This is a genomic window from Pseudomonas nitroreducens TX1, from assembly GCF_000313755.1.
Classification (GTDB): domain Bacteria; phylum Pseudomonadota; class Gammaproteobacteria; order Pseudomonadales; family Pseudomonadaceae; genus Pseudomonas; species Pseudomonas nitroreducens_A.
Genome location: NZ_AMZB01000124.1, coordinates 106,200 through 132,756, shown reverse-complemented (window position 1 = coordinate 132,756; position 26,557 = coordinate 106,200). Strand labels below are relative to the sequence as shown.

The 26,557-nt window shown below is 66.9% G+C and carries 23 protein-coding genes; 1 reads left to right on the top strand and 22 read right to left on the bottom strand.

Going from position 1 to position 26,557, the window contains the following annotated elements:
• Window positions 1-5: 5 nt before the first annotated feature.
• The 14 genes from C167_RS0122130 to C167_RS0122065 are packed head-to-tail and all read right to left on the bottom strand — an operon-like array spanning window position 6 to window position 13,157.
• Entirely contained in the window at window positions 6-1,244 is a 1,239-nt protein-coding gene (locus C167_RS0122130; protein WP_017520493.1) for an NAD(P)/FAD-dependent oxidoreductase, read from the bottom strand.
• The gene (locus tag C167_RS0122125; RefSeq protein ID WP_017520492.1) at window positions 1,231-2,406 is read right to left on the bottom strand and encodes a hypothetical protein; all 1,176 of its coding nucleotides are present in this window, start codon (window positions 2,404-2,406) and stop codon (window positions 1,231-1,233) included. The genes C167_RS0122130 and C167_RS0122125 overlap by 14 nt, the downstream gene beginning before the upstream one ends.
• Window positions 2,400-4,730 (bottom strand): MMPL family transporter, encoded by a 2,331-nt coding sequence (locus C167_RS0122120; RefSeq protein ID WP_017520491.1) that lies wholly within the window; start codon window positions 4,728-4,730, stop codon window positions 2,400-2,402. Before C167_RS0122120 ends, C167_RS0122125 begins: the two co-directional genes overlap by 7 nt.
• On the bottom strand, window positions 4,720-5,328 hold the full coding sequence (locus C167_RS0122115; protein ID WP_017520490.1) for an outer membrane lipoprotein carrier protein LolA: 609 nt from the start codon (window positions 5,326-5,328) through the stop codon (window positions 4,720-4,722). The genes C167_RS0122120 and C167_RS0122115 overlap by 11 nt, the downstream gene beginning before the upstream one ends.
• A complete protein-coding gene (locus C167_RS0122110; protein ID WP_017520489.1) occupies window positions 5,322-5,759 on the bottom strand; it encodes an acyl-CoA thioesterase in 438 nt (145 codons plus the stop codon). The genes C167_RS0122115 and C167_RS0122110 overlap by 7 nt, the downstream gene beginning before the upstream one ends.
• Window positions 5,752-7,293, bottom strand: coding sequence for an HAL/PAL/TAL family ammonia-lyase (locus C167_RS0122105; protein ID WP_017520488.1), 1,542 nt, complete (start codon window positions 7,291-7,293; stop codon window positions 5,752-5,754). Before C167_RS0122105 ends, C167_RS0122110 begins: the two co-directional genes overlap by 8 nt.
• Window positions 7,277-8,155: a glycosyl transferase gene (locus tag C167_RS0122100; RefSeq protein WP_051167988.1), complete on the bottom strand. Its 879-nt coding sequence runs from the start codon at window positions 8,153-8,155 to the stop codon at window positions 7,277-7,279. Before C167_RS0122100 ends, C167_RS0122105 begins: the two co-directional genes overlap by 17 nt.
• A gap of 47 nt (window positions 8,156-8,202) precedes the next feature.
• Window positions 8,203-8,946, bottom strand: a complete 744-nt coding sequence (locus C167_RS0122095) for a glycosyltransferase family 2 protein (RefSeq protein WP_017520486.1) — start codon at window positions 8,944-8,946, stop codon at window positions 8,203-8,205.
• On the bottom strand, window positions 8,943-10,619 hold the full coding sequence (locus C167_RS0122090) for an AMP-binding protein (RefSeq protein ID WP_017520485.1): 1,677 nt from the start codon (window positions 10,617-10,619) through the stop codon (window positions 8,943-8,945). Before C167_RS0122090 ends, C167_RS0122095 begins: the two co-directional genes overlap by 4 nt.
• Window positions 10,616-11,161, bottom strand: coding sequence for a hypothetical protein (locus C167_RS0122085; protein WP_017520484.1), 546 nt, complete (start codon window positions 11,159-11,161; stop codon window positions 10,616-10,618). Before C167_RS0122085 ends, C167_RS0122090 begins: the two co-directional genes overlap by 4 nt.
• On the bottom strand, window positions 11,158-11,406 hold the full coding sequence (locus C167_RS0122080; RefSeq protein WP_017520483.1) for an acyl carrier protein: 249 nt from the start codon (window positions 11,404-11,406) through the stop codon (window positions 11,158-11,160). The genes C167_RS0122085 and C167_RS0122080 overlap by 4 nt, the downstream gene beginning before the upstream one ends.
• 11 nt (window positions 11,407-11,417) lie before the next feature.
• Window positions 11,418-11,678, bottom strand: coding sequence for a phosphopantetheine-binding protein (locus tag C167_RS0122075; protein WP_017520482.1), 261 nt, complete (start codon window positions 11,676-11,678; stop codon window positions 11,418-11,420).
• A complete protein-coding gene (locus C167_RS0122070) occupies window positions 11,653-12,465 on the bottom strand; it encodes a lysophospholipid acyltransferase family protein (protein ID WP_017520481.1) in 813 nt (270 codons plus the stop codon). Before C167_RS0122070 ends, C167_RS0122075 begins: the two co-directional genes overlap by 26 nt.
• Window positions 12,441-13,157 carry a beta-ketoacyl synthase chain length factor gene (locus tag C167_RS0122065; protein ID WP_017520480.1) on the bottom strand — a complete coding sequence of 239 codons (717 nt, stop codon included), beginning with the start codon at window positions 13,155-13,157 and terminating at the stop codon, window positions 12,441-12,443. The genes C167_RS0122070 and C167_RS0122065 overlap by 25 nt, the downstream gene beginning before the upstream one ends.
• A gap of 294 nt (window positions 13,158-13,451) precedes the next feature.
• Here C167_RS0122065 and C167_RS0122060 point away from each other — a divergent pair, with 294 nt between their 5' ends.
• Window positions 13,452-14,219 carry a ParA family protein gene (locus C167_RS0122060; protein ID WP_026079207.1) on the top strand — a complete coding sequence of 256 codons (768 nt, stop codon included), beginning with the start codon at window positions 13,452-13,454 and terminating at the stop codon, window positions 14,217-14,219.
• Window positions 14,220-14,223: 4 nt separating this feature from the next.
• Here the strand turns inward: C167_RS0122060 and C167_RS0122055 are convergent, their stop codons facing one another.
• The 8 genes from C167_RS0122055 to C167_RS0122020 form a co-directional block, all read right to left on the bottom strand.
• Window positions 14,224-15,033, bottom strand: a complete 810-nt coding sequence (locus tag C167_RS0122055) for a universal stress protein (RefSeq protein WP_017520478.1) — start codon at window positions 15,031-15,033, stop codon at window positions 14,224-14,226.
• Window positions 15,034-15,110: 77 nt separating this feature from the next.
• Window positions 15,111-15,557 (bottom strand): YiiD C-terminal domain-containing protein, encoded by a 447-nt coding sequence (locus C167_RS0122050; RefSeq protein WP_017520477.1) that lies wholly within the window; start codon window positions 15,555-15,557, stop codon window positions 15,111-15,113.
• Window positions 15,558-15,639: 82 nt separating this feature from the next.
• Window positions 15,640-16,074 (bottom strand): thioredoxin TrxC, encoded by a 435-nt coding sequence (gene trxC, locus C167_RS0122045; RefSeq protein WP_017520476.1) that lies wholly within the window; start codon window positions 16,072-16,074, stop codon window positions 15,640-15,642.
• A 113-nt stretch (window positions 16,075-16,187) separates the two neighbouring features.
• Window positions 16,188-17,972, bottom strand: coding sequence for a methyl-accepting chemotaxis protein (locus C167_RS0122040; RefSeq protein ID WP_419146532.1), 1,785 nt, complete (start codon window positions 17,970-17,972; stop codon window positions 16,188-16,190).
• 325 nt (window positions 17,973-18,297) lie between these two features.
• The gene (locus C167_RS0122035; RefSeq protein ID WP_017520474.1) at window positions 18,298-19,575 is read right to left on the bottom strand and encodes a bifunctional O-acetylhomoserine aminocarboxypropyltransferase/cysteine synthase; all 1,278 of its coding nucleotides are present in this window, start codon (window positions 19,573-19,575) and stop codon (window positions 18,298-18,300) included.
• 243 nt (window positions 19,576-19,818) lie between these two features.
• The gene (gene selO / locus C167_RS0122030; protein WP_017520473.1) at window positions 19,819-21,279 is read right to left on the bottom strand and encodes a protein adenylyltransferase SelO; all 1,461 of its coding nucleotides are present in this window, start codon (window positions 21,277-21,279) and stop codon (window positions 19,819-19,821) included.
• A 58-nt stretch (window positions 21,280-21,337) separates the two neighbouring features.
• Entirely contained in the window at window positions 21,338-24,697 is a 3,360-nt protein-coding gene (mscK, locus tag C167_RS0122025; protein WP_017520472.1) for a mechanosensitive channel MscK, read from the bottom strand.
• Window positions 24,698-24,781: 84 nt separating this feature from the next.
• Window positions 24,782-26,524, bottom strand: coding sequence for a potassium/proton antiporter (locus C167_RS0122020; protein WP_017520471.1), 1,743 nt, complete (start codon window positions 26,522-26,524; stop codon window positions 24,782-24,784).
• Window positions 26,525-26,557: the final 33 nt, after the last annotated feature.

The following is a 26,557-nucleotide window of genomic DNA, read 5'->3' as shown; positions in this document are numbered from 1 at the left end:
CCTATTCAGCTGGCGCAGATTTCGGAAAGTACCCGCAGGCGGCGCTGCGGTTCGGCGACGAAGGGATTGCGCGTGTCCCAGGCGTAGCCGGCAAGAATGGAGCAGATCATCCGGCGGATTTCCGGGTCGGCCTTCTCGTAGAAGATCACGTCCTGGAAGCTGCCGTCATACCAGCCCTCGACGTAGGCGCGGAAGGTATCCACGCCGCGCTTGAGCGGCTGGGCGAAGTCGGTTTCCCAGTCCACCGCCTCGCCCTTGAGCTGGCGGTCGAGCAGGCTGGCCGCCATGCTGGAGGAACGCATGGCGATGGTGACGCCGGAGGAAAATACCGGGTCGAGGAATTCCGCCGCGTTGCCCAGCAGAGCGAAGCCCGGACCGGCCAGGCGCTTGACGTTCGCCGAGTAGCCGCCCAGGGTGCGCGCCGGCGTATCCCACACGGCGTTCCTCAGCAGCGGGCGCAGGTTCGGCGCGGCGTCGAAGAAGCCTTTCAGGCACGCATCCAGGTTGTCCAACTTGCCCTCGAAGTGACGGTCCTCGGCCACCACGCCGACGGAGGTGCGACCATCACTGAAAGGGATGGTCCAGTACCAGATGCCGCGCTCTTCGGGGTGGATGCTGATGAGGATCTTCTCGCGGTCGAATTCCGGCGCGTCGATGCGGTCCTCGATATGCGTGAACACCGCCCGGCGCACCGGGAAGCCGGACGGTGCTTCGAGGTCGAGCAGGCGCGGCAGCACCCGGCCGTAGCCGCTGGCATCGAGGACGAAGGCGCACTCCACTTCGTATTCGCTGCCGTCCAGGCGGCGCACGCGCAGGCGCGGGCAGCCGACGGCGAAATCGGCGGCGATGAGCTCTTCCTCGTAGCGGATTTCCACGCCCTGCAACTCGGCCTGGTCGGCCAGCAACTGGTCGAAGCGTGCGCGCTGGACCTGGAAGGTCGAGCCTTTGCCATCGGTGAACTTGTCGCGGAAGTCGAACGCGGTGTAGCGCTCGCCCCAACCGAAGGCCGCGCCGTGCTTGATCTGGAAGCCTGCAGCGAACACGGCATCGAGCATCCCCGCTTCCTCGACGAAGTCCAGGCAGTGCGACAGCAGGCTCTCGCCAATGGAGAAGCGGGGGAAACGCTGGCGCTCCAGCACCAGCACGTCGTGGCCCTTGCGCTTGAGCAGGGCGGCGGCGATGGCGCCGGAAGGGCCCGCGCCGATGACGACGACGGTGCGTTGTTGCAGTTCAGGGGCGGGCATCAGAAGGGCTCCTTGCCGGGGCCTGGTCCTCGGAGTCAGGCTGGATGGCGGCGCGCGGACGGCGCACGCCGCAGAAAGCGGGCAGCAGGGTGGCGAACAGGCTCATCAGCAGCAGGCTGAAATACAGCAGCGAGTCGATGTGGCCCTGCTGGAACAACAGGTTGAGGAAGACGATTTCGGTCAGCCCGCGAATGTTCAACAGCAGGCTTTGCTGCCACAACTCGCTGCGGCTCGCGCCCGGCAGCGCCCAGCGCAGGCCGAGCCAGCTGCCGGCCAGCTTGCTGAGCACCGGCAATACCAGCAGCGCGCCGAGATACAGCCAGGAATAGCCGGAGAGGGCGTTGTGGAAATCGATCTGGAGGATGCCGAAGGCCAGCACCAGCGGCACCAGCAGCGTGTTCTGCAAGGCCAGCGCCACGCGTGGCGGGACCGGCAGGCGGAACGGCTGGCGAACTGCGGCCTGAGCCATCAGCCAGGTGATGGCGAACACCAGGGTGTTCAGGTGCCAGTGCTGGAAGGCGATCATCAGGCCGAAGAACGGCAGGCTGTAGGCCAGGTGCTGGCGCACGCCGAGCAGGCGCAGCAGCAACGGAACCGCGCCCGCCAGCAGCGGCCACACCACCTTCGACGGATCACTGCTGCCCTCGGCCAGGCCGAACAGGCTCCAGCACCACAGGTCCATCAGCACCGCCGCGTGCATCAGGCGGCGGGTGGCATCCTCGGGGTAGTCGATGTTGCGCAGGAACAGGTAGAGCACCGGGATCGCGGTGATGGCGAACAGCAGGCCGATGCCCAGCACGCTGATGCCCTCGCGCACGCCCAGCAGCCACCACGCGCTGGCCATGCCGCAGGCCAGCGGCACGGCGAAGCTGGGCAGGGCGATCTTCAGGCTCTGGCGGCTGACGTCGAGGTCGATCACGTCACTCAGGATGTGCCCCAGTAGCAGCGCAAAACCCATGTCGTAGAGCGGCCGCAGCCAGGGCGCGGCGACCAGCGTGCGCACCTCGAAGCCCTGGCTCTGCAGGGCGACGAACAACAGCGGCAACAGCAGGCCGGCCACCAGCAACTGGCTGACGATGGGCAGCAGGCGCAGGCGTCGCCCGCCGATCACAGCCAGGGCGAACAGTGGCGGCATCGCCAGCCAGAAAAGGACCGTCAGCATGCCGCAGTTCCTTCTCGGGTACTTGCCTGTGCCCAGGGGCAGAACAGGAAACAGAACACGAGGCCCAGGCCCACGGCCAGGCCGAAGTTGCTGATCACCGGCGTGGCCGAGAGCGCCAGCAGGCCGAACGATAGCCAGGTGGTGATGGCCGCGAGCAGCACACCCACCAGGCTCACTGCCGCACCGCCGACGCGCTCGCGCATGAGGATGGTGTAATCCACGCCGATGGCGGTGACCAGGAGCAGGCCGAACAGGCTGAACAGCGTCAACGGCTGGCCCAGCCAGCCGAGGCTGGCAAGGCTGCACAGCGCTGCCAGCAGCGGCAGCAGGACGATGCGCAACGCGCCGCGCGGGCCGAAGGGCTTGAGCAGCAGGGCGAAGATCAGCACGCAGGAGAGCAGCTTGAGTTCGGTGGCGCTGACCTGGGTGGCGGCGAACAGGCGGTTCAGCTCGCCGAGACGATCCACCAGTTGCACGCCGTCCAGGCCCTTGGCCTGCTCGGCCAGCACGCTGGCATCGGACAGTCCCTGCAGGCTCACCAGCCCGGCCACTCCTCCGTCTACAGTGCCCAGCCACAGCGGTCGCCATGGCTCGCCCAGTGGACCTTTCAGAGCCTGGTCCAGGGATTGCGGCGGGAGCTTTTCCAGCTGCTCCAGCTCGGCTTGCAGTGCGGCTTGCGGAATACCCAGGTCGACCAGCGCCTGCCAGTGTTGCGGCAACTGGCGCAGGGCCTCTCGGGCCTGCTGTTGCTGCTGCGCGGTGGCGAGAAACTGGTTGAGTGCGAGATAGCCCTGGAGCTGGCCGGAGGTGACCAGTCGATCCAGCCGTGCGGCCAGTCCGGCCTGCCGTTGCAGCAACTGGGTTTCGTCGCTGGCGCGGACCAGGAAGAACTGGCTGGTGGGCTGGTAGCCGGTGATGCGCGCGGCGGCCTGGGCCTCGCTGAGCAACTGCGGCTTGGCGCCCAGCCATTGGCGCAGGTCGTTCTTCACCTGCAGTTGCCACAATCCGCCGGCGCAGAACAGCGCGACCACCGCGAGCAACGGCCAGCTGCCAGTGCGCTGGAGCAGCGACTGGCGAAGACTGATCAGGCGCTCCCCCAGCGCCAGCAGCACGGGTTGCGGCGCGATGGCATCGCCGCGCAGCAGCAGCGGCAGCAGACCGATGACACACAGGTAGGCGGCAAGCAGGCCGGCGACCGAAAAGGTCGCCACCTGGGTCAGCGCCGGGAAGGGCGTGCAGGCCAGGGCGAGGTAGCCGATCAGGTTGGTGGCGAGGCTGAGGAACAGCCCCCGCTGGCTGCGCTTCAGCGCGTGCCACGGCTGCCAATGAGCGGCCGTCCAGGCTTTGGACAGATAGTGCAGCGGGTAATCCGAGGCCACGCCGATCAGGCTGGCGCCCAGTACCAGGGTGAGCAGGTTGATCCTGCCGAACAGCGCGATGCACGCGGTGGCGCCGGCCAGCACACCCACCAGCACCGGCAGGAAGGCCAGCAGCGCGCGCACCCGGCGGAAGGCGAGCAGCAGCAGGAGCAGGGTACCGAGCGCGGCGCCACCGCCGACCCAGGTCATCTCGCGGCTGGCCTGGCGCTGGCCGTCGGCGGCATAGAGCAGGCCGCTGGCGGCGACCATCTGTCCGCCGTCGGCAGCCAGTTGCTGTCGCGCCTCGGCGAGCTGCGCGGCGACGGCGCGCGGCAGGTCCATGTCGAAGGCATCGGCGCGGGTGCGGGCGCGTAGCAGCACCCAGCTGCGACCATCGGCTTCGGCGACCAGCGCGCCGCTGCCGATGTCCAACTGCACCTTCGCCGTCAGCGGCTGGTGGTGCTGGATGCGTAGCGCCAGGCCGAACCAGTCCTGGTCGTTGGGCAGCAGGCCGAAGCCGGAGAAGGGATCAAAGAGCTGTTCGACGCGCTGCTGGACGAAGGCGGCGGGCTCATCGGCGAGCTGGCGACGGTCTTCGGCATTGAGCAGCGCGAGGCGGCCTGCGCGCAGTTGTTCGCGCAGGGCCGGCAGGTCCGCCTGTACGCCCCATTGCACCTTCGCGTAGAGGCCGCTGGCTTGCCAGCGCTCGGCCAGTTCGCGGGCGTGGGCGATGGCGGAGTCGCGCTCGGGGTAGCCGACCAGCACCAGCAGCTCGCGGTTGAGCGGCTCCTGCATGCGCTGCTCGGCCTGCTTCTGCAGGGCATTTCGGCTGCCGCCGGGTACCAGTTCCAGCAGGTCGGTGCTCAGCGGCGCCGCGCCGCGCCATTGCCAGGCGGCGAGGGCGAGCAGCGCCAGCAGCCCGGCGATCACCAGGCGCGGCAGCCACTGCGGCCGATCAGCGGGCAAAGTCGCTACGCTCCGCATCGGTCAGGCTGTCGCCGGGCTGGCTGCTGGTCATGCGCAGCACGGTGCGGTCGCCCTGGGCTTCGTGCAGCTCGATGCGCTGCACCAACTCGCCGCCGGCGATCTCGATGCTGTCGAAGATCTGCTTGAGCAGCACCGCGCGCGGGGTCAGGGTAAGTTTCCAGTCGTTCGCCTCGCCGCTCAGGGCGAGGTCGAAGTCGCGCTGCAGGCCGCTGCTGTCGCCTTCCAGTACGGCGAGGAACAGGCGATTCTGCTGTGCGCTGGCGCTGCGTTGCGGCAGTTGCTGCCAGCCGTTGGCGTCGCGCCGGGCGATGCCCTGGTCGTCGATGCGGTAGTCCTGCTTGAGCGGCGTCTGCAACAGCCAGAGCAACCCATGCTGCTTGGCGAGGACGAAGTGGCCCTTGCTCACCAGCGGCTGCGGCAGCGAGCGCAGGTGCTTCTCCTGGAGGAACTCGCCGCGCACCACCGCCGGTTTGCCGAGTTGTGCGGCCAGTTGCGACAGGTCGAAGGCGTGGGCCAGGGGGATGCTCTGGATGAACAGCGTCAGGAGACTGCAGACGAGCAGGGCACGCTTCAGCATGCTTCGGCCTCCAGCGCGCGCTGCACGGCATCGACGAACACGGCGGGCGAGACCATCTGCATCTCGCGGCTGGCGATCTCTACCGCCACCTGCGTGCTGCTGGCGCGGGTCAGGCGCTCGCCGGTCTGCGCATCGCTGATCAGGTAGTTGATCTTCAGGCGGTTCTCCCACTCCACCAGGTCGGCGCGCACGCTGATGCGCTGGCCGAAGCGTGCGCCGCGCACGTAGCGCAGCTGCAGGTCGATCACCGGCCAGGCGTAGCCGGCATCGCGCATCTGCGAGTAGTTGTGGTCGAGCTTGTCGAGCAGGGCGCAGCGCGCGACTTCCAGGTACTTGACGTAGTGGCCGTGCCAGACCACTTCCATCATGTCGACGTCGAAGAACGGCACGAGGATTTCCACCTCGGCCTGCAGTACCCCGGCCTTACGCATAGAGCCTCCAATGGCGGGCGCGGATGCGCTCCAGGCACAGGCGCAGTTCGCCTTCCAGGGCGCGGTCCTCGATCAGCGGCGGGAAGTCTCGGCCGAGTTGTTCGTGCATGCCGCCCAGCGGTGCCGGTAACGGGCGCGCATCGGCTTCGCCACAGCGCAGCCAGACGCCCTGTTGCGCGGCCAGCAAGGCGGCGGCGGCGACCTGCTCGGTCAGCTCCAGGCTACGCAGGGCATCGCGCGCGGCGATGGTGCCCATGCTCACCTTGTCCTGGTTGTGGCACTCGGTGGAACGCGAGAACACGCTCGCCGGCAGGGTATTTTTCAGCGCCTCGGCGGTCCATGCGCTGGCGCCGATCTGCACGGCCTTGAAGCCGTGGTTGATCATGGCGCGCTCGGCCGGCGCCCCCGAGAGGTTGCTTGGCAGGCCGTGGTTGTAGCGGGTGTCCACCAGCAGTGCGAGCTGCCGGTCGAGCAGGTCGGCGACGTTGCCGACGAGGTTCTTCAGGCTGTCCATGGCGAAGGCGATGTGCCCGCCATAGAAGTGCCCGCCGTGCAGGACGCGCTCGTCCTCGGCGTCGATGATCGGGTTGTCGTTGGCGCTGTTCAGTTCGACCTCGATGAACTGCCGCAGCAGGCCCAGGCTATCGGCCAGCACGCCCAGCACGTGGGGCGCGCAGCGCAGCGAATAGCGATCCTGCAGGCGGTGCAGCGGCGGCGTTGGCGCATCGATGGCGAGGTCCTGGCGAATCCAGGCAGCGACCTGCATCTGCCCCGGATGCGGCTTGGCGGCGAACAGGCGCTCGTCGAAGTGTTCCGGGTTGCCCTGCAGGGCAATGACGTTCAGCGCGGTGATGCGCGTGGCCAGCTTGAGCAGGTAGTCGGCGCGCACATAGGCGAGGCAGGCGAGGCCGGTCATCACCGCGGTGCCGTTCATCAGCGCCAGCGCTTCCTTGGGGCGCAGCACCAGCGGCTGCCAGCCCAGCTCGGCGTGGACCTCGGCGGCGCTGCGGCGCTCACCGCGCCAGAGCACGTCGCGCTCGCCGGCGAGTGTCGCGGCGAGGTAGGACAGCGGCGTGAGATCGCCGCTGGCGCCCACCGAACCCTCTTCCGGGATCAGCGGCAGGATGTCGTGTTCGAGGAAGTCATGCAGGCGTTCCAGCAGTTCCAGGCGTACACCGGAAACGCCATGGCTCAGCGAGCGCAGGCGCGCGGCGAGCACGGCGCGCACGGCAGCCGGCTCCAGCAGCTTGCCCAGGCCGCAGCCGTGGAAGGTGAACAGGTGTTGCGGCAGCGTCTCGACGTGCTCCAGCGGCACGGCTACCACGCAGGAATCACCGTAGCCGGTGGTCACGCCGTAGATCACGCCTTCCTTGTCCAGCAGGGTGTCGAGGAACTGCGCGCCGCGGGCAATCCGCGCGCGGAACTCGGCATCGTCGTCCAGGCGGCTGTCCACGCGGCGCTCGGCGAGGGCGACTATCTGCTCGATGCTCAGGTGGCCTTGGCCGAAAACCGGCGCTTCAATGGCTGTCGTCATGGGCTTTCCAGAACGGGTAGAAGTTGAACCACTGCTGCGGCGCGCGCAGGCAGTAGTGTTCCAGGCGCTGGGCATAGCGCTGGGTCCAGTGCTTGAGGACGTCGGCGCGGTCGCTGCGGCGCCACTGGATGTGTTCGGCGAAGGGCTCCAGGTGCACGCGGTAGCGGCCCGCTTCCTTCAGGCAGAACATCAGGTTGGCCGGGCATTGCAGCAGCCCTGCGAGCAGCCAGGGTCCCTGCGGGAAGGCGGCTTGGGCGCCGAGGAAATCGACCTCGACGTTGCGCCCGCCGTGCAGCGGGATACGGTCGCCGGCGATTGCCAGCCACTCGCCGGCATCCAGGCGCTGGGACAGCTGCAGCATGGTCGCCGGGTCCAGCTCGCTGACCTGGATCAGCCGCAGGTGGCTGGCGCCGGACTCGCCCAGCAGCCGGTTGAACTGCTCCGCGTGGCGGGTGTGCACCAGCACGTTCATGCGTACCTTTTCGCCCAGTTCGGCCAGCGCACGGCAGACTTCGAGGTTGCCCAGGTGTGCGCCCACCAGCATCTGGCCACGGCCGCTGCGCAGTTGCGCGCGCAGGTTGTGCGGGTCGTTCAGTTCGATACTGGAAAGGTCCAGGCGACCGGCCCAGACATCGAGCTTGTCGAGAATGGCGTCGGCGAAGGCCATGAACTGGCCGAACACGCGGCCAGTGCTCGGGCGCAACGAAGCGTCACCGCTGTGCTGTGCCAGGCGCTGCTGGTACTCGCCGATGGCGCGGCGCGCACGGCCGCCGAAGAGGAAGAAGTACAGCACGATCAGGTGCAGCAGCGGCGACAGCAGGCGACGGCCGAGGGTTCGCGCCGCCCAGGCAGTGAAGCGCATCAGCAGCAGGCTGCCGCGCTCGCGCTGTTGCGCCCAGTGCTGCGTGCTCACGCGGCGCTCCGCAGGCGGCGCCAGAGGATGACCGGCGAGCGCCAGAGCATGCCGAAGAACAGCCGGGCGTGCATGGAGGAGATCAGGGCGTTGTCGTGGAACAGGCGGAAGTGCGAGAGACCGTCCAGCGGGTAGTGCACCTTGGTCGGCAGCCAATGCATCGGCTGGTTTCGCCAGGCCAGGCGGACGAGGATTTCCGGATCGAAGTCCATGCGCTTGCCCAGCTTTGCGCTGTCGATCAGTTCCAGCGTGGGGCCCAGCGGATAGACGCGGAAGCCGCACATGCCGTCGCGGATCGACAGCGACAGGCTGTTGATCCACACCCAGATGTGGGTCAGGTAGCGCGCGTAGAGACGGCCCTTGGGCACGCTCTCGTCGTACTGCGGATAACCGCAGATCAGGGCCTCGGGGCGCCCGCGCGATGCGTCGAGGAAACGTTGCACGTCGCCCAGGTCGTGCTGGCCGTCGGCATCCACCTGCAGCGCGTGGCTGAAGCCCAGGCGCGCGGCTTCACGGAGCCCGGCCATCACCGCGCCGCCCTTGCCCTGGTTCACGCTCAGGCGCACCAGGAAGGTGTCGCGGACTTCGGCGAGCTGGTCGATCACTACTGCGCACTCGCGGCTGGAGGCGTCGTCCACCAGCACGCAGGGCAGGCCGGTGGCGAGTAATTCGGCCACGACCTTGGGCAGCGCGTGCTCGTGGTTGTACACCGGGATCACTGCGCAGGGCTTGGCGCTCATTCGTCCGCCCCCAGCAGGATGCGCCCGGAAGAGCAGGCCGCTTCGCCACGGGTGAAGGCGAAGTACAGCTTGCCGCGCGCGGCGTCCCAGCGCAGGGCCAGTTGGCAGATATCGCCCGGCCGCAGCAGTTGCTGGAACTTCAGCACTTCCATGCCGGCGAAGCGCGGCGGCAGCTCCAGTACCTGACGGCCCAGCTGCTGCGCCCACTGCACCTGCACCACGCCGGGCAATACCGGTGCGGTGGGGAAATGGCCAGGGAAGCAGGCGAGGTCCGGCGGGATTTCCAGCTGGAAGTGCTGTTCGCCGTCGACTTCATTGTGCGCCAGGACCTCTGGGGCGAGGCTGCGTGGGGCGTGCAGCAGTTCGTCCACCAGGCCTTGCGGCAACTTGCCCTGGGCATTGCCCGGCAGGCGTCGCAGCAGGCGCCAGCGGCGCGGCAGGGCGAGAGCCTCGCAGTGGCCGGCGAGGTGCTCGCGCAGGCGCTGGGTCAGTGCGCGCCGGCCGCCGTTACGCAGTGCGTGCAGGCCGGCGTCGCTCAGGGCGATCAGCGCGCCCAGGCTGGCGCGGTTTTCCTGCACCACGCCCAGGCGTGCTTCGCTGACGAAGGGGTGTTTCGCCAGCGCTGCTTCCAGTTGCGGGAGGGAAATGCGTTTTTCTTCCAGCTTGACGATGCGGTCCAACCGCCCCAGCAGTTCGAAGCGGCCGTCGGCGCACAGGCGCGCGGCGTCGGCGGTCTGCTCGGTTACGCCGGGCGGCAGGTAGGTCGATTCGATGCGTAGCGCGCCATGCTCGTCCTGGCTCAATACCACGCCCTCGAACGGCTGCCAGAGCTGGCCACCCTGGCGCCAGGCAATGCCGCCGGTCTCGGAACTGCCGTAGATTTCCGTGGGTGCCTGGCCGAGGCGCTCGTGCAGCAGTTCGCCGGCTTCGGCCGGCAGCGGGCCGCCGGAGGAGAACACCCGCACTACCCGGCGCAGCGCCGGCCAGTCAAGGTTGTCGCCCATGCGCTTGAGCAGCGCCGGGCTGCCGATCCAGGCGAAACGCGGCTGGTCGAGGCTGTGGCGCTGCAGGTGTTCAGGGAAGGCGATCTGCCGACGGAGGAAGGCGCGGCCGGCGGACAGTGGCCAGAGCACCCGGAACAGCAGGCCGTAGATATGCTGCGCGGCGACACTGCCGAGGATGCGCGCATCGCCCAGTTCGGCGCCCCAGAGGTTGTCCAGTACCTGCACCTCGTTGCTCAGCTGGCGCAGGGACTTGCCGATCAGCTTGGGCTCGCCGGTGGAGCCTGAAGTGCTGAGCACCAGGCGGCAGGCGTCGAGGTCAAGCTCGGCGGGTTGCAGCGCAGGGCCGTTCAGCTCGGCAATCCGCAGATCGCCGGGCTGGTCACCGATCCAGGCGTCGATCTGCGCGGCCAGGCGCTCGCGGCTGTGGGCAAGGTTGTCCGCCGGCAGTACGGCTTCGGCGCCGGCAAGCCAGGCGGCGTAGAGGGCGACGGCCAACTCGGCGGCATCTTCCAGGTGGATTGCCACGCACCGAACATTGCGCTGGCGCAGCGCGCCGGCGGCTGTGCAGACGCGTTGCACGAAGTCGCCGGCGAGCAGCGTCGGTTCCAATGCCAGCAAGCGTCCGGCAGGCAGTTCCAGCAGCAACCGGGCGAGGGAAATCGGTTTCATCCTTGACCTCTGACCCGTTGCCGCACCAGCCACTCGACGGCGAACAGCACGCCCATCAGCAGGTAGGAAATCAGGCCGTTGTACAGCGTCCACCAGGCCAGTGGCGCCCACAGGGTGAGGGCCGCGGCGATCAGGCCGTTGCCCAGGAAGAACAGCACCCAGGCCTGGGTCACCCGACGCGTGTAGCGCACCGCATGGGGTGGCAGCTCCGGCTCGCGCAGGCGGGCCAGGCGTTCCACCAGCGGCGGGCCGAATTTCAGGCTGAGGGCGAACAGGCTCAAGAGGCCTGCGCTGATCAGCACCGGGTACCAGCGCAGCAGGTTCGGCTCATTGAGGAACCACAGCAGCATGCAGAAGGCCACGGCGGCCAGCGCCATCCAGCGTTGCCCGGGGCGTTGCCCGCTGCCCAGGCTGCGGGCGAACCACAGGCCGCCCAGCAGCAGCGCGAAGAATTTCGGCGACAGGTGATCGATGCCGAAGTAGATCGCGAACGGGTAGAGCAGCCCGGCCAGCAGCAGGCCGAGCCCGACCAGGCGTGTCATGGGTTGGCCAGGCGATAGACCGCTTCGACCACATCGCCGACGGTACGCACCGACTTGAACTCCTCGGCGGCGATCTTCTTGCCGGTGTGGCGTTTGAGGTGGTCGATCAGGTCGACGGCGTCGATGCTGTCGATCTCCAGGTCCTCGTAGAGGTTGGCCTGGAGGCTGACCTGCTCCGGCTCCAGTTCGAACAGCTCGACCAGGGCGTCGCGCAGGGTGTTGAAAATGTCCTCACGGGTTTGCATGGTCGGCGATCTCAGGCGGCTTTCTGGGCAGTCACGAAGGCCGCCAGGCTTGCCACGTTGGCGAAGTGCTGGCGGGTGTCCTTGGCATCGGCGTCGATCTTGATGCCGTAGCGTTTCTGGATGGCCAGGCCCAGTTCCAGTGCGTCGACCGAATCCAGGCCGAGGCCTTCGCCGAACAGCGCGTCCTGCGCGCCAATGTCGTCAGGGCCGATATCTTCGAGGCCGAGGGCATCGATGATCAGCTGTTTAATCTCCAGTTGCAGATCGCTCATCTCTTGCGAGCTCCTTGATGAAATGCTGGTGCAGGAAGGCATTGAGCCGACGCGAGGCGGCCGGGGCCGGCCCCTGGCTGGCGAATTCGCGCGGATCGATGTCGTCGCCCACGCGCAGGCGGAAATGCACGCGGCGAGCGGGAATGCTGTACCAGGGCTCGGCCTTGGTCAGGGTGGTCGGGGTCACGGTGATGGTCACCGGGGTGATGACGCTGGCGCCGCGCAGGGCGATGGATGCCGCGCCACGATGGAATTGCGGAGCCGCGCCGGGTGTGGTGCGCGTGCCCTCGGGGAAGACGATCAGCGTCTGCCCCTGCTGCAGCGCCTCCACGGCCTCATCGAACATGTCCATGCTGCCGTTGTTGCTGATGTATTGCGCCGCCGTCACCGGGCCACGGGTGAAGGGGTTGGCGAACAGGCTCTGCTTGACGACGCAGTTGGCATCGCGGATCAGGCCGATGAGGAAGACCACATCGATCAGCGAGGGGTGGTTGGCGATCACCATCTGCCCTGGCCGGCCCAGGCGCTCGACGCCTGCCACTTCGAAGGTCAGGACGCCGCTGCGCTGCATGATCTGCACGAACAGCCAGAACAGCCGGCTTACCGTCTGGCGTGCGCGGGTGCGGCAGCGCAGCGCATCGCCGGGCAACAGGGCCAGCAGCGGGAATACCAGCACCCGCAACAGCAGGCCGCCGATACCGAAGAGGGCGAAGCACAGGCCGGTGGCGAACAGGCGCCACAGCCAAGCGTCGGCGCGCTTGCTCAGTGGTTGCGTTGCCAGGTCCATAGACGCTTCTTCCAGGGGTGGTGGAACAGGCTGGTGCGTTCGATCAGCGCTCGCACCAGGTTCAGGGCATTGGGGTGGGACGGCGGAACAAGGGCCGTGCCGTTTTCCAATAGCTCCAGCGACCAGTCGCTCCCCGGGCACAGGCGCAGGGCCACGGCATAGGGGAAGGGCACGTCGTCGACCCAGGGCGAATACAGCTCCGGCAGCAGCTCCTCGGTCACCACCAGCAGGACTTCCGGGACGCCTTCGACGAGCAGCGCGACGGCTTCCAGCAGGCCGTGTTCCAAACCGTCACGTTCGCCGGCGATCGCCGTCATTTCACTGCTGTCCTGCCGCAGGATCGACCACAGGCCGATTATCGCGTTGTGCACGGAAAGGCTGAACTGGGTCGGCGACAGTGGTTGTTCGACGGCCAGCTCGCGCAGCAGCTCCAGGCTGCGGCCGGTTTCCCCGTGGCGGGACACGAAGACCAGCGGCATCGGCGGGCGGCCTTCAGCCAGCGGCCAGGCGACGCTGAACACCATCCGCGCCAGTGGGCTGAGGCGACGGCGCTGCATGGCGGGGAGAAAGGCGACATCCGGTTGGACGGCGGCGTCAGGAAGGCGCTCTTCCCGTACCCAGCTCTGCCAGTCGGAGACCGTGGACAGGCCGGGAGCCCAGGCGCTCCACTGGTCGATGTTGAATTGAATCACGCTGCGAGCTCTTGTTGGCCCTTGCGGGCGAATGGTCTTCCTTGATCCACCAAGAGCTGTGACGGCACGGGCTATGGCGTAGTGCCGGCATTATCCGGGTCAAGGTTGAGGCAGGCAAACCTTTGCTTACAAACATGTGAGTAAGACAGGACATTTTACCCTTCGCCTTCCCGGATTCTTCGCGATTCGTCGGAAGTCGTCTGACGGACAGAGGGCGGGGACTTTCCCGCTCGCCCTTGTCATGGGCTTTGCATAGAATCCCCCAGCACTCGAATGTTCCTGGAGGGATGGCTGATGCGACGCGTGGTGTTCAATCAGAAGGGCGGAGTGGGCAAGTCCAGCATCGCCTGCAACCTGGCGGCAGTGAGCGCAGCGGAGGGCTACCGCACTTTGCTGGTGGACCTGGATGCGCAGGCCAACTCCACGCACTACCTGACCGGGCTGACCGGTGAGGACCTGCCGGTGGGCATCGCCGATTTCTTCAAGCAGACGCTGGCGTCCGGGCCTTTCAGTCGCAAGGGCAAGGTGGATATCTACGAGACGCCCTTCGATAACCTGCACATCGTCACCGCCAGCCCGGAGCTCGCCGATCTGCAGCCCAAGCTTGAGCAGAAGCACAAGATCAACAAGCTGCGCAAACTGCTGGACGAGCTCGCCGAAGATTACGACCGGATCTACCTGGATACGCCGCCAGCACTGAATTTCTATACGGTTTCCGCGCTGATCGCCGCCGATCGCTGCCTGATTCCCTTCGATTGCGATAGCTTCTCCCGCCAGGCGCTGTATGGCCTGCTCCAGGAGATCGAAGAGCTGAAGGAAGACCACAACGAGGACCTGGAAGTCGAAGGCATCGTGGTCAACCAGTTCCAGCCGCGTGCCACGCTGCCGCAGCAATTGCTCGATGAGTTGGTGGAAGAGGCGTTGCCGGTGCTGCCGGTGTACCTGATGAGCTCGGTGAAGATGCGTGAGTCGCACCAGGCTTGCACCCCGCTGATCTTCCTCGAGCCCCGCCACAAGCTGACCCAGCAGTTCGTCGAACTGCACGGCCTGCTGGAAGCCTGAGCGGTCACTGGCTGATCAGCACGTCACAGGGTGGCCGGCGCAGGAAATAGCGCGTCGAGCTGCCCAGCATGGCCTGCTCGATGGCGCCGCGACTGCGGCTGCCAAGCACCAGCAGGTCCGGCGTCCATTCCCGTAATGCCGTCTCCAGCGCCTGCTGGGGCGTTCCCTGCTGCACTGCACAAAGCAGTTGCGGCCCCGTGGCTGGCACCTGGGCGCGCTCATCCTGCAGTGCCTGGCGCAGTAGTTCGCGCTGGGTCTCCAGGTGGCTGTCGGCGCGGCCGGCGTTCTTGCCTGGCTGGTAGGCGTTGAGCGCCAGCAGCTCGGCCTCGGGCGCCAGGAGCGTGTAGCCGGCGCGCCAGGCCTGGCGGGCGCAGTGCGACAGGTCCAGCCCGGAAAGCGCCTTCGCGTAAGGCCTGGCGGATTCGTCCACCGCCAGCAGGATCGGTGCGCGGCAGTGCCGGGCGATGCGCTCCAGGGTGGTGCCGTCGAAGCGCTCCAGCAGCTGCTGGTGGTGCGCACCGATCACCAGCAGATCGGCGCCCAGTTCCTGTACCGCCTGGGTGACGGTATTTGCCGCGCGGCCCTGGCGGATCACCAGTTGGTAGTCGATGATGTCACTGGCGCGAGCCGCATCGCGCAGCGCCACTTCGGCCGCTTCGCGTACCGTGGCCATCATGCGGTCCGGAAAGAATTCTTCGATAACGTGCAGCAGCGTGATGCTGGCACTGTGCTGGCTAGCCAGCTGCGCGGCGCGGCGCACCGCGATATCCGCCTCGACGCTGAGGTCGTGGGCGACGAGCAGGTTCCGGTACATGGTGGGCTCCCTCTGTGGCGCATCCACTGTCGCGCCACGTAGGAAATTTCACCTTGATGCAGGGCAATGGCCCGCTTTCACCGACTCCGCAGCTGATAGATGGCGTGGCTTTCGGCGACGACGTTGCCCTCCTCGTCCTTCAATTGCAGGTCGAGGACGAACTCGGACTTGCCGTGATGGGTGGCCTCCTCACCGATGCGCTGGATTTCCTCGTCGCTGAGCCGGGCGTCCACCGTCACGTCGCTGGCGGCGGGACGCAGGAAGCGCAGGCCGGCTTCCTTGACGATAGGGTAGAAGCGCCGCGCGTCGAAACTGGTCAGCATGAGCACTCCGCCGGGCAATTCAGCCACGGTGAACAAGGCGCCGGCGTACATGTTCTGGATGTGGTTCTCGTTGCCCTTGAGCGGCATGCGCAGGCGCACATGGCCCGCTTCCAGCACCTCGGCCTTGAGGCCGGTGCGCTTGACGAAGGCGATGTGATCTTCGGTGAGCTGGCGGATGAAGTCTTCGGGATAGGAGGGCATGGCGTGCTCCGGCTTTTTGCCCAAGCCTAGCCCGCATGTGCGGTCTGGCAATGACCGCACCGATTGACCGAAACGCTCGCCTTCAGATGCCCTGGCGGGATAGCCAGTCCAGCAGTTGCGGCAGCGGCATGGCGCCGCTCTGGCGCGCCACCTCCTGGCCGTTGCGCAGCAGGATCAGGCTCGGAATCGAGCGAATCCCCAGGCGCGTGGAGAGGTTCGGGTTGGCGTCGCTGTCCAGCTTGGCCAGTCGCACCTTGCCCGACAGCCGCGCGGCGGCCTGCTCGAACACCGGCGCAAAGCCCTTGCACGGCCCGCACCAGTCGGCCCAGACGTCCACCAGCAACGGCAGATCGCCCTTGGCCTGGGCAGCGAAGCTGGCTTCGTCGAGGTTGAACGGCGTATCCAGCACGATCGGCGATTGGCAGCGCCCGCAACTGGGCGAATCGCCCAGTCGTGCGGCGGGCACGCGGTTCAGGCCGTTGCAGTGGGGACAGGGGATGATCAGGGAATCGGACATGATGGGCTCCAGAGGCTATGAGCCCAAGGTGGAGCCTGTGCGGGACGATCTCAACCTCGGCCGGCACAATTTTCGGATGCTTGGGCCGGCGCAGGGGGCACCGGCCCGTGCGATTACACCCGGAAGTGGCTGACCAGTGTCTGCAACTGCCCGCCCAGACGGGCGAGTTCGACGCTGGAGGCGGCGACTTCCTCGTTGGCCGACGCGGTCTGTTCGGAGACGTCGCGCACGTTCACCACGCTGCGGCTGATCTCCTCGGCCACGGCGCTCTGCTCCTCGGCGGCGGTGGCGATCTGCTGGTTCATCGCCTGGATGTTGGAGACGGTGCGGGTGATCTCGCCCAGCGACTCGCCGGCCTGGCGGTTCAGGGCGACGCTGCTGGCGGTGAGTTCGCGGCTGCCGAGCATGACGCTGGAGACTTGGCGGGTGCCGCTCTGCAGGCCGGCTACCAGGGCTTCGATTTCTTCGGTGGATTGCTGAGTGCGCTGGGCCAGGCCGCGAACTTCATCGGCGACCACGGCGAATCCGCGGCCGGCCTCGCCCGCGCGGGCGGCTTCGATGGCGGCGTTGAGGGCCAGCAGGTTGGTCTGCTCGGCCACCGACTTGATCACGTCCATGACCTTGCCGATCTTCTCGCTCTCCTGCTCAAGGCGCTGCATGGCCTCGGCGGAGCGCTCCACTTCCTCCGCCAGGCGTTCGATCTGCTCCACGGCCTTGTTCACCACGCGGTCGCCATCCTGGGCCTGGTGGTCGGCGGCGGAAGCAGCCTGGGAGGCTTGCTCGGCGTTGCGCGCGACTTCCTGCACCGTGGCGGACATCTCGTGCATGGCGGTGGCGACCTGGTCGGTCTCGACCTTCTGCGTATTGGCGCCAGCGCTGGTCTGTTCGGTGACGGCGGAAAGTTCCTCCGCGGCGCTGGCGATCTGGGTGACGCCGTCGCGGATGCCACCGATCAGCTCGCGCAGGCTCTGGCTCATGCGCTGCATGCTCTGCTGCAGGCGGCCGAGTTCGTCGCGGCGGCTCACCTGGATGCTCTGCGACAGGTCGCCGGCGGCGATGCGGTCGACCACCGCCATGGTGTCGTGCAGCGGACGGGTGATCTGACGAGTGATGATCAGCGCAGCGATGCTGCCCAACACCAGCGCGAGCAGGGTGACCAGGGTCTGCAGGCTGCGAGCCTTGGTGCTTTCTATGTCGCGGCGATCGAGCTGCAGTTGGTAGAGATTTTCGCTGATCTTGACGATGTCCTGGCCTTGGACGGTCATCTCCTTGCGCGCCTGGACGATCGCGGCCATGTTTTGGCGCAGGGTCTGTACGGCGTCGCGGTAGGTGCGCAGGGCGGCACCGAGTTGCTGAACGTATTGCGCTTCGTCAACACCGAGCACGCTCTCAAGAGCTGGCAGGCCGGCGATGCTCTCGTCGAGGCCGCGGGTCACGCCGTCGCCGTTGCTGGTGAGGGCGGTGGCGAGATAGTCGCGCACGTCGTAGCGTGCCTGCAGCAGGTCCTCACGGGTGCCGGTGATGGCCTGGAAGCGGGTGGCGCGCTCTTCGTCGGCCGGGGCCTTGAGGATGTCCTGCTGGATCTGAGCGGTCAGTTCGTTGGCCCGCGCGGCGTTGTCCTGCAGGGTGCGGCGAGTGATGCCGGCACTCTGGTAGCCGGCGCGCATGGCGGCCAGGGATTTCTCGTAGTCAGCGATGATGCCGCCGAGCTGGTCGAGCAGGCGCACGTTCTCGGGGCTGACGAAGGACGCGCGCAGTTTCTGCTGCTGGGCCTTGAAGTCGGCCAGGGTGCTCATGACGTTGGCGGCTTCCTGCTCGGCGCCGTCGGCGATCATGTACTGCAGGCGGGTGATGCGCAGCTTGGTGAGGCGCGAGTTCAGCTCGGTGATGTCGCTCATCCAGTTACTGCGGTCGATCAGCGAGCCCAGGCCGATCCAGCTGACGATAGCGAGGATGGCGGTGAAGGCGAGCACCAGGCCGAAGCCCAGGGCCAACTTGAGGTTGACGCTCAAGTCGGAAATCCAGCGGTTCATTGACGATCTCCAGGAAAGGTTGTGTGAAGTCAGGCCGTTCGGAGATTGTTCTTGTTGGGGGCCAGGCGGGCGTACCGCGCTTTGTCGCTATCGGCCGCGTTCGGCAGATCCGTATGGTCGAGGCGAAAAAAACCGCCGGTCTGCTGCACAGCAGGCCGGCGGTCCGGTTGAAGCGAGCCTGGTGCGGGTGTCAGGCCTTGGCAGCGTCCAGCGCCTGGGCGAGGTCGGCGAGGATGTCATCGATGTGCTCGATGCCGATGGACAGGCGCACCATGTCGCGCGGCACACCGGCCTTCTGCAGTTCCTCGTCGTTGAGCTGGCGGTGGGTGGTGGAGGCCGGGTGGCAGGCGAGGGACTTGGCGTCGCCGATGTTCACCAGGCGCACCACCAGCTTGAGCGCGTCGATGAAGCGCGCGCCGGCCTCCTGCCCGCCCTTGATGCCGAACGAGAGGATCGACGCCGGCTTGCCGCCCATGTAGCGCAGCGCCAGTTCCTGCTCGGGATGGTTGGCGAGGCCTGCGTACTTCACCCAGCTGACTTGCGGGTGCTCCTGCAGGTACTGAGCGACCTTCACCGCGTTCTCGCAGTGGCGCTCCATGCGCAGGGCGAGGGTTTCCAGGCCTTGCAGGATGAGGAAGGCGTTGAACGGCGAAAGCGCGGCGCCAGTGTTGCGCAGCGGCACGACGCGGCAGCGGCCGATGAAGGCGGCGGGGCCGAAGGCTTCGGTGTAGGTGACGCCGTGGTAGGACGCATCCGGCGTGTTGAGCAGCGGGAAGCGCGCCTTGTTGTCGGCCCAGGGGAATTTGCCGGAGTCGACGACGATGCCGCCGATGCTGGTGCCGTGGCCGCCGATGTACTTGGTCAGCGAGTGCACGACGATGTCCGCGCCATGTTCGAAGGGGCGGCAGAGGATCGGCGTGGCGACGGTGTTGTCGACGATCAGCGGCACGCCGTGGCGGTGCGCGGCGTCGGCCAGTGCCTGCAGATCGACGATGTTGCCCGCCGGGTTGCCGATGGATTCGCAGAAGACGGCTTTGGTGCGCTCGTCGATCAGCGCTTCGAGGGCGGCGATGTCATCGTGCGGCGCGAAGCGGGTCTGGATGCCGAAGCGCGGCAGGGTGTGGGCGAACAGGTTGTAGGTGCCGCCGTAGAGTTTGGCCACCGAGACGATATTGTCGCCGGCCTCGGCGACGGTCTGGATGGCGTAGGTGATGGCGGCCATGCCGGAAGCCACGGCGAGCGCTGCGACGCCGCCTTCCAGGGCGGCCACGCGCTCCTCCAGGACCGCGTTGGTGGGGTTCATGATGCGCGTGTAGATGTTGCCGGCGACCTTCAGGTCGAACAGGTCGGCGCCGTGCTGGGTGTCGTCGAAGGCGTAGGAGCTGGTCTGGTAGATCGGCACCGCCACGGCCTTGGTGGTCGGGTCGGGGCTGTAGCCGGCGTGGATGGCCAGGGTTTCCGGTTTCATTGTTCGAGCGTCCTTGTGGCAGAAAGCCCCGAGGATGCGAGCGGCGCCCCGCCCCGGTCAATGACCGGGAGCAACGCCGGCGGGGCTGCCGCTAGATCGCTTTTCGCTGAGCTTAGAACCTGTTTGCGATATTGCGAGCTAGAGCCGTAGTAGGCGGAGCGCGTCCGAAGAGCGGAGTTTACGTGCTGTAAATGAGCATCTGAGGGCGCGTTCCAACGCCCTACGGCCGTTCTTGTAACCGGCTCACGAGGAACAGCTGATTTCCAGGTGCTTGCCCCAGTCCGGCGGACGGCGGGTGAAGACTTCGGCGTCGGGCTGCTCTTCGAAGGGCTTGCTGAGCACTTCGTGCAGACGACGCACCACGCTGAAGTCGCCCTGTTCGGCGGCGCTGATGGCTTCCTGGGCGAGGTAGTTGCGCAGGACATAGAGCGGGTTGACCGCGTGCATGCGGGCACGTCGCTCGTCCTGGCTGCCGCCTTCACGCTCGACGCGGGCCTGGTAGTCGGCGGCCCAGGCGTCGAAACCGGCGAGGTCGACGAAGTCTTCGCGGACCACGGCCAGCGCCTGCTCCGGTGCCTGATCGCCGAGGCGACGGAAAAACAGCGAGTAATCCACGGCGCCCTTCTGCATGGTCTGCAGCAGGCGCTGCACCCGTTCAAGGTCGCCCTCTTCGGCAGTGGTGAGGCCCAGGCGGCGGCGCATCAGGTCCAGGTAGCTTACCTGGTAGAGCGGCAGGAACAGGTCCAGCGTGGCGCGCAGGTCGTCCACCTCGACGAAGGGGGTCAGCGCCTGGCCGAGGGCGGCGAGGTTCCAGTGGGCGATGGGTACCTGGTTGCTGAAGGAGTAGCGGCCGGTGTCGTCGGAGTGGTTGCAGATGTGGTTGGCGTCGAAGTCGTCGAGGAAGGCGTAGGGGCCGTAGTCGAAGGTGATGCCGAGGATCGACATGTTGTCGGTATTCATCACGCCGTGGCAGAAACCGTAGGCCTGCCAGAGGGCAATCATCTCGGCGTTGCGTTCGACCACTTCGCGGAAGAACGCCCGGTAGGGCTTCTCGTCGTCCAGGCACTGCGGGTAGTAGGACTTCAGGACGAACTCGCCGAGGCTGCGCAGGTGCTCTTCCTGCTGGGTGTAGTAGAAGTATTCGAAGTGGCCGAAGCGCACATGGCTGGGCGCCAGGCGCAGCAGCATGGCGCCGGTTTCCTTCGACTCGCGCCATACCGTGGTGCTGGAGCCGGTGACGCACAGTGCGCGGCTGCTGGGAATGCCCAGGGCGGCGAGGTACTCGCTGGCGAGGAATTCGCGGATCGACGAGCGCAGCACGGCGCGGCCATCGCCCATGCGCGAGTAGGGCGTCTGTCCGGCGCCTTTCAGGTGCAGGTCCCAGTGCTCGCCGGCCTCGTTCACCACTTCGCCCAGCAACAGGCCGCGGCCGTCGCCCAGGCGCGGGTTGTAGGCGCCGAACTGGTGCCCGGAATAGACCATCGCGCGCGGGTCGGCTTCTTCCCAGAGCTTGTGGCCGGCGAAGATTTCGGCGAACAGCGGGGTGTCCGCCTCGCTCGGGTCGAGGTCGAGCAGGGCCATGGCGGCGGGGCTGGCGACGACCAGGCGCGGGTCGGCGATGGGATCGGGCAGGACCTGGGTAGAGAACACGTCGCCCAGGCGGGCGAAGCGGTTATCGAAGGTCAGTTCGTCGAGCTTTTTCACAATCTAACTCCGGACAAGTCCGAGCATTGTGCTCGGACTTGTCCGAAGGCGTCCACCCTCAGGCCTTGTCGCCGCTGGGCTTGTCCAGGGGAGCGGGCAGCTTCACCGGTGTGGCGGCGGGCGACTGCTGGCCAACGATGACCTGGGCTTCCTGGCCCTGGAAGTTTTTCAGGAACACGTCGACCTGGTTGAAGGCCATATCGATGCCGGCCTCTCGGAAGGCCAGGGCGATGCGGGTGAGGGTCTCATCGACCGCCGGGTTGCGGTCGCCCAGCTCGCGCACGTGGAAGCGCAGTTCGTAGTCAAAGGTGCTGGCGCTGATGGTGGTGAAGTACAGCACCGGTTCCGGATCGCGCAGGATGCGGGGGTTGGCGTGGGCGGCGTCGAGCATGATCTTGCGCGCCAGCGGCAGGTCGCTCTCGTAGGCCAGGCCGATCTTGATGGTCACCCGCGTTACGGTGTCGCTCAGCGACCAGTTCACCAGCTGGCCGGTGATGAATGTCTGGTTGGGAACGATGATTTCCTTGCGGTCGAAGTCGGTGATGGTGGTGGCGCGGATGCGGATCCGGCTGACGGTGCCCGACAGCGTGCCGATGGTCACCACGTCGCCGATCCGCACCGGACGCTCGAAGAGGATGATCAGGCCGGAGACGAAGTTGGAGAAGATCGCCTGCAGGCCGAAGCCGAGGCCGACCGACAGCGCGGCTACCAGCCATTGCAGCTTGTCCCAGCTCACCCCGAGGGTGGACAGCGCGCTGACGATGCCGACGCCGCTGATGGTGTAGGACAGCAGGGTGGTGATGGCGTAGGCGCTGCCCTGGCCCAGGGTCAGGCGCTGCAGCACCAGGACTTCCAGCAGGCCGGGCAGGTTGCGCGCCAGGGCGACGGTGACGGCGGCGATCACCAGCGCCATGAGGAAGTCGCTCAGGCTGATCGGCGTGGTGGACGCCGTGTCGCCGGTGCCGCTGGTGTACTGGTAGAGGGTCACGTTGTCGAGGTAGGAGACGACGCTGATCAGGTCGGCCCATACCCAGTACAGGGTGACCACGAAACCGATCAGCAGGCCCAGGCGGATCAGGCGCATGGACTGGTCGTTGATCTGCTCGATGCCCAGGGTCGGTTCTTCGATCACCTCGGTGCCCTCGATGCCTTCCTTGGGGGCGTTCTGCCGCTTCGACAGCGCGCGCTGGTAGGCCAGGCGACGGGCAGCGACACCCATGCCGCGGACGAAAGTGGCTTCCACCACCATCCAGAACATCAGCAGGAACAGGGTATCGATCAGTCGGTCGGTGAGCTTGAGCGCGGTGTAGTAGTAGCCGAAGCCCACGGCCAGGAACAGCGCCACCGGCAGGGCGGTGAAGCCCAGACCGACGATCATCTTGATCATCGACGGGCGCTCGCTGGATGGGCTGTTGAACAGCAGCTGGGCGAGCAGCCAGGTCATGGCGCCGTAGCCGAACAGCACCACGGCAATGCCGATCACGTCATCGGCCAGGGAGGCGGGCGCGTGCTCGGCGACGGTGACCACGGCGACCAGCGACATCACCACCAGGCCCAGTCGGCGCATCAGCTTGCCGAGGAACAGTACCTGCGGCTGACTCCAGTGGAAGTGACGCTCGGCGATGCCGCCCGGACGCAGGATGCGGTGCGCGGTGTAGAACACCAGCCAGACCTGCGCCATCTCCAGCAGCGCGCTACCCAGGGTGGCGTTCTGCCCACGGGCGTCGAGCAGCAGCGCGAGGCCGGCGATGGCCAGCGCCAGGGTGCCGGGCAGTGCCAGCAACACGGCGAGCAGCAGGGCCAGAGGGGTGTGGGCCTGGCTGTCGCGCTTGAAGTGGCCGATGTCGTCATTCAGCGACTCCAGCTTGTCGTAGAGGAACTTGCGCTTCCACAACAACCCTGCGACCAGCAGGAGCAGCGGCAGGAACAGGAAGGGACGATCGATCAGGCCCTCGAACAGCTCCTTCACCCCGGAGCCCCAGGGCACTTCGGCCAACTGGTGGTGCAGCAGGGTTGGGGTCATCTTGAACCACGACAGGTCCAGCGGACGGTTGCTGGGAATCCAGAACATCTGCTCGTCGAGGGTGGCGCGCAGGCTGTCGCTGGTTTCCTTGAGCTGCTTCTGGTTCAGCTGCAGGGTGATGGCTTCGTTGAGCAGCGCGTTCAGTTCGTGGTTGAGGCGCTCCATCAGCTCCAGGCGGGTGTCCACCAGTTCGCGGAGATCATGGCGCAGTTGCGGGGTGACGCTTTCCTGCGATTGCTGGGCCAGCAGGTTGTCGATGTAGACCTGGGTGTTGTTGATCTCGTCGCGCTTCTGGTTCAGCTCGAACTGGTACAGGCGCAGGTCGGCGATCTCGTCGGCGAGGTCCTGGTCGGTCTTGATCACCGGCAGCGACTGCTTCTGCTGGTAGAGGATCTTCGACAGCAGCAGACTGCCGCGCAGCACGTTGATCTGCTCGTCCAGGGCCTGCTCGCCCTGGGTCAGGTTATCCAGCTGCTGCTTGGCTTCCAGGTTGCGCCGGGTGAGGGTGTTGAGGCGGTCGGTGGTGCGCAGCAGGTAGTCGGAGAGCTTGAGGTTGGCAGCGCTCTGCTGACTCAGCAGGCTGTCGGTGCCGGCGGCCTGGCTACTGTCCTTGGACAGCTCGGCGACAGCCTTCTCCGACTGCTCACGGCGCTTGTCGCTGATCATCGCCTGCAGCTCGAGGGTCTGGCGCTCCTCGCGACCGATCTGTTCGGCCAGCAGGTCGCGCTGGCTGGAGGCGAGGTCGAGCAGCAGGTTGTTACCGGCCAGTTGCTTGCGCAGCAGCAGGTTCTGCGCGGCCAGCGCGGCCTGTTCCGCCAGCAGCTCGTTGCGGCGCTCGTCGGTCAGGGATTTGGCGCCTTCCTTGCCAGCCTTGAGCACGGTATTGATGTCCAGCAGGCGGGTCTGGTTCTTGCTCAGGTCGGCCTGGGCACGTTCGGGGCGGGTCTGCGCAGTGAGGATCTCGCTCTTGGCGTCGATCATGTCCTTCTGCCATGCGGCCAACTGCGTGGATTGCTCGTTGAGGAGCATTTCCAGCTGGGTGGCGCTGTAGCTGCCGTAGCGCTGGCTGGCCGGCTTCTCGCTGCTGGCCTTGAGTCGGGTGAGGGCCTTCTGGTTCTCGTTGATCAGCTTGGGAGCATCGGCCAGCCTGCCGTTCAGTTCCTCCAGCTCTTTCTCGCTGTCAGCCTTGGCCGCCAGCAGCTTGAGGGTGTTTTCCAGGCTGGCCTTGAGCGGCTTGGCGTCGGCGTCCGCAAGCTTGCGGTCGGCCAGCCCATCGAGGCTCTGCTGCACCTTTTCGGCGCTTGGCACGGTGGATTCGGCGGCCAGCGCGGGCAGGCCGGTGAGCGAGCCGCCCAGGAGGGCGGCAGTCAGCAGGGTACGCAGCAGGAATGACATGGTCGCGTTCAGCGGCTCGTGCAAAAAAGTGGAGTGAGGGTAGTGCTGGCAGGCCGGCACCCGCAAGCGGGTGCTGGTGGGCGGTCAGAGGAACAGGCCAGGGCCGGGACGGCCTTCCGGGAATTTGACCCCGACCTTGCGGATCTTGTTCCCGTCCAGGGCGGCCACGGTCCAGGTCAGGCCGTTCCATTCCACCTGGTCGCCGATGATCGCCTGCCCGCCGATTTCGTGGGCGATGAAGCGGCCCAGGTTCTGCTCGCCGTCCACGCCTTCGAGTTTCAGACCATAGAGCGAGGCCACGGCGGAGAGCTGGGCGTCGCCCTCGAGGACGAAGTCGCCGAAGAAGCGCGCGCTCAGGCCGCGGTCCGGTGCCTGGCTGAACAGCTTGCCCAGCGCGGAGAGGTCATGCTCGTGACCGATCACGCAGAGGATGTCGTCGGCCTCGAGGATGGTACTGCCGGACGGGTGCAGCAGTTGGGTGCCGCGGAACAGCGCGGCGATACGGGTGCCCTCGGGCATCTTCAGCTCACGCAGGGCGGCGCCGATGCACCACTTTTCCTTGCTCAGGTGGTAGACGAACAGCTCCCACTCGCTGGTCGGGTGGACTTCCAGGCCGGCGCGGGAGATCGGCGCCGGGTCCGGCGGCACCACCACGCGCAGCAACTTGGCGGCCCAGGGCAGGCTGGTGCCCTGCACCAGCAGCGAGACCAGCACGATGAAGAAGGCCACGTTGAAGAACAACTGGGCATTGGGCAGCCCGGCCATCAGCGGGAACACCGCGAGGATGATCGGCACCGCGCCGCGCAGGCCGACCCAGGCGATGAAGGCCTTCTCGCGGCCATGGAAGGCGCGGAACGGAAACAGGCCGACCAGCACCGACAGCGGGCGGGCGAAGAGGATCATCCACAGTGCAAGGCCCAGGGCAGGCAGGGCGATGGGCCAGAGGTCGTGGGGCGTGACCAGCAGGCCCAGCACCAGGAACATGCCGATCTGCGCCAGCCAGGCCATGCCGTCGAGCATGTGCATGATGCCGTGGCGCGAGCGGATCGGCTGGTTGCCCAGCACCAGGCCGCACAGGTAGATGGCGAGGATGCCGCTGCCGTGCACGGCATTGGCCAGCGCGAAGATCAGCAGGCCGCCGCTGATCGCCAGCAGCGGATAAAGGCCGTTGGCCAGATGGATGCGGTTGATCACCTGCAGCAGCAGCCAGCCACCGCCCAGGCCGAGCACCGAACCGATGCCGAACTCGCGCAGGAAATGCCAGAGGAAGCTCCAGCTCACGCCGCTCTCGCCGTGGGCGAGCATGTCGATCAGGGTGACGGTGAGGAACACCGCCATGGGGTCGTTGCTGCCCGACTCGATTTCCAGGGTGGCGGTGACCCGTTCGTTCAGGCCCTTGCCGCCCAGCAGCGAGAACACCGCCGCGGCGTCGGTGGAACCGACGATGGCACCGATCAACAGCCCCTCCATCCAGCTCAGCTTGAACAGCCAGGCAGCGGCGATGCCGGTCAGCCCGGCGGTGATCAGTACCCCGGCGGTGGCCAGCGACAGCGCCGGCCAGAGCGCCACGCGGAAGCTCGACACGCGGGTGCGCAAACCGCCGTCCAGCAGGATCACCGCCAGCGCCAGGTTGCCCACCAGGTACGCCATGGGGTAGTTCGAGAAGCCGATGCCGCCGGGGCCGTCGGTGCCCGCGACCATGCCCACGGCGAGGAAGATGACCAGGATAGGGATGCCCAGGCGCGAGGACAGCGAGCTGACCAGGATGCTCATGCCGATCAGCACCGCAGCGATCAGGAAATAGCTGTTGATGGCCACGGCATCCAAGGTGTCGACCTCCTGGGGAATGGGGGAGTGGCG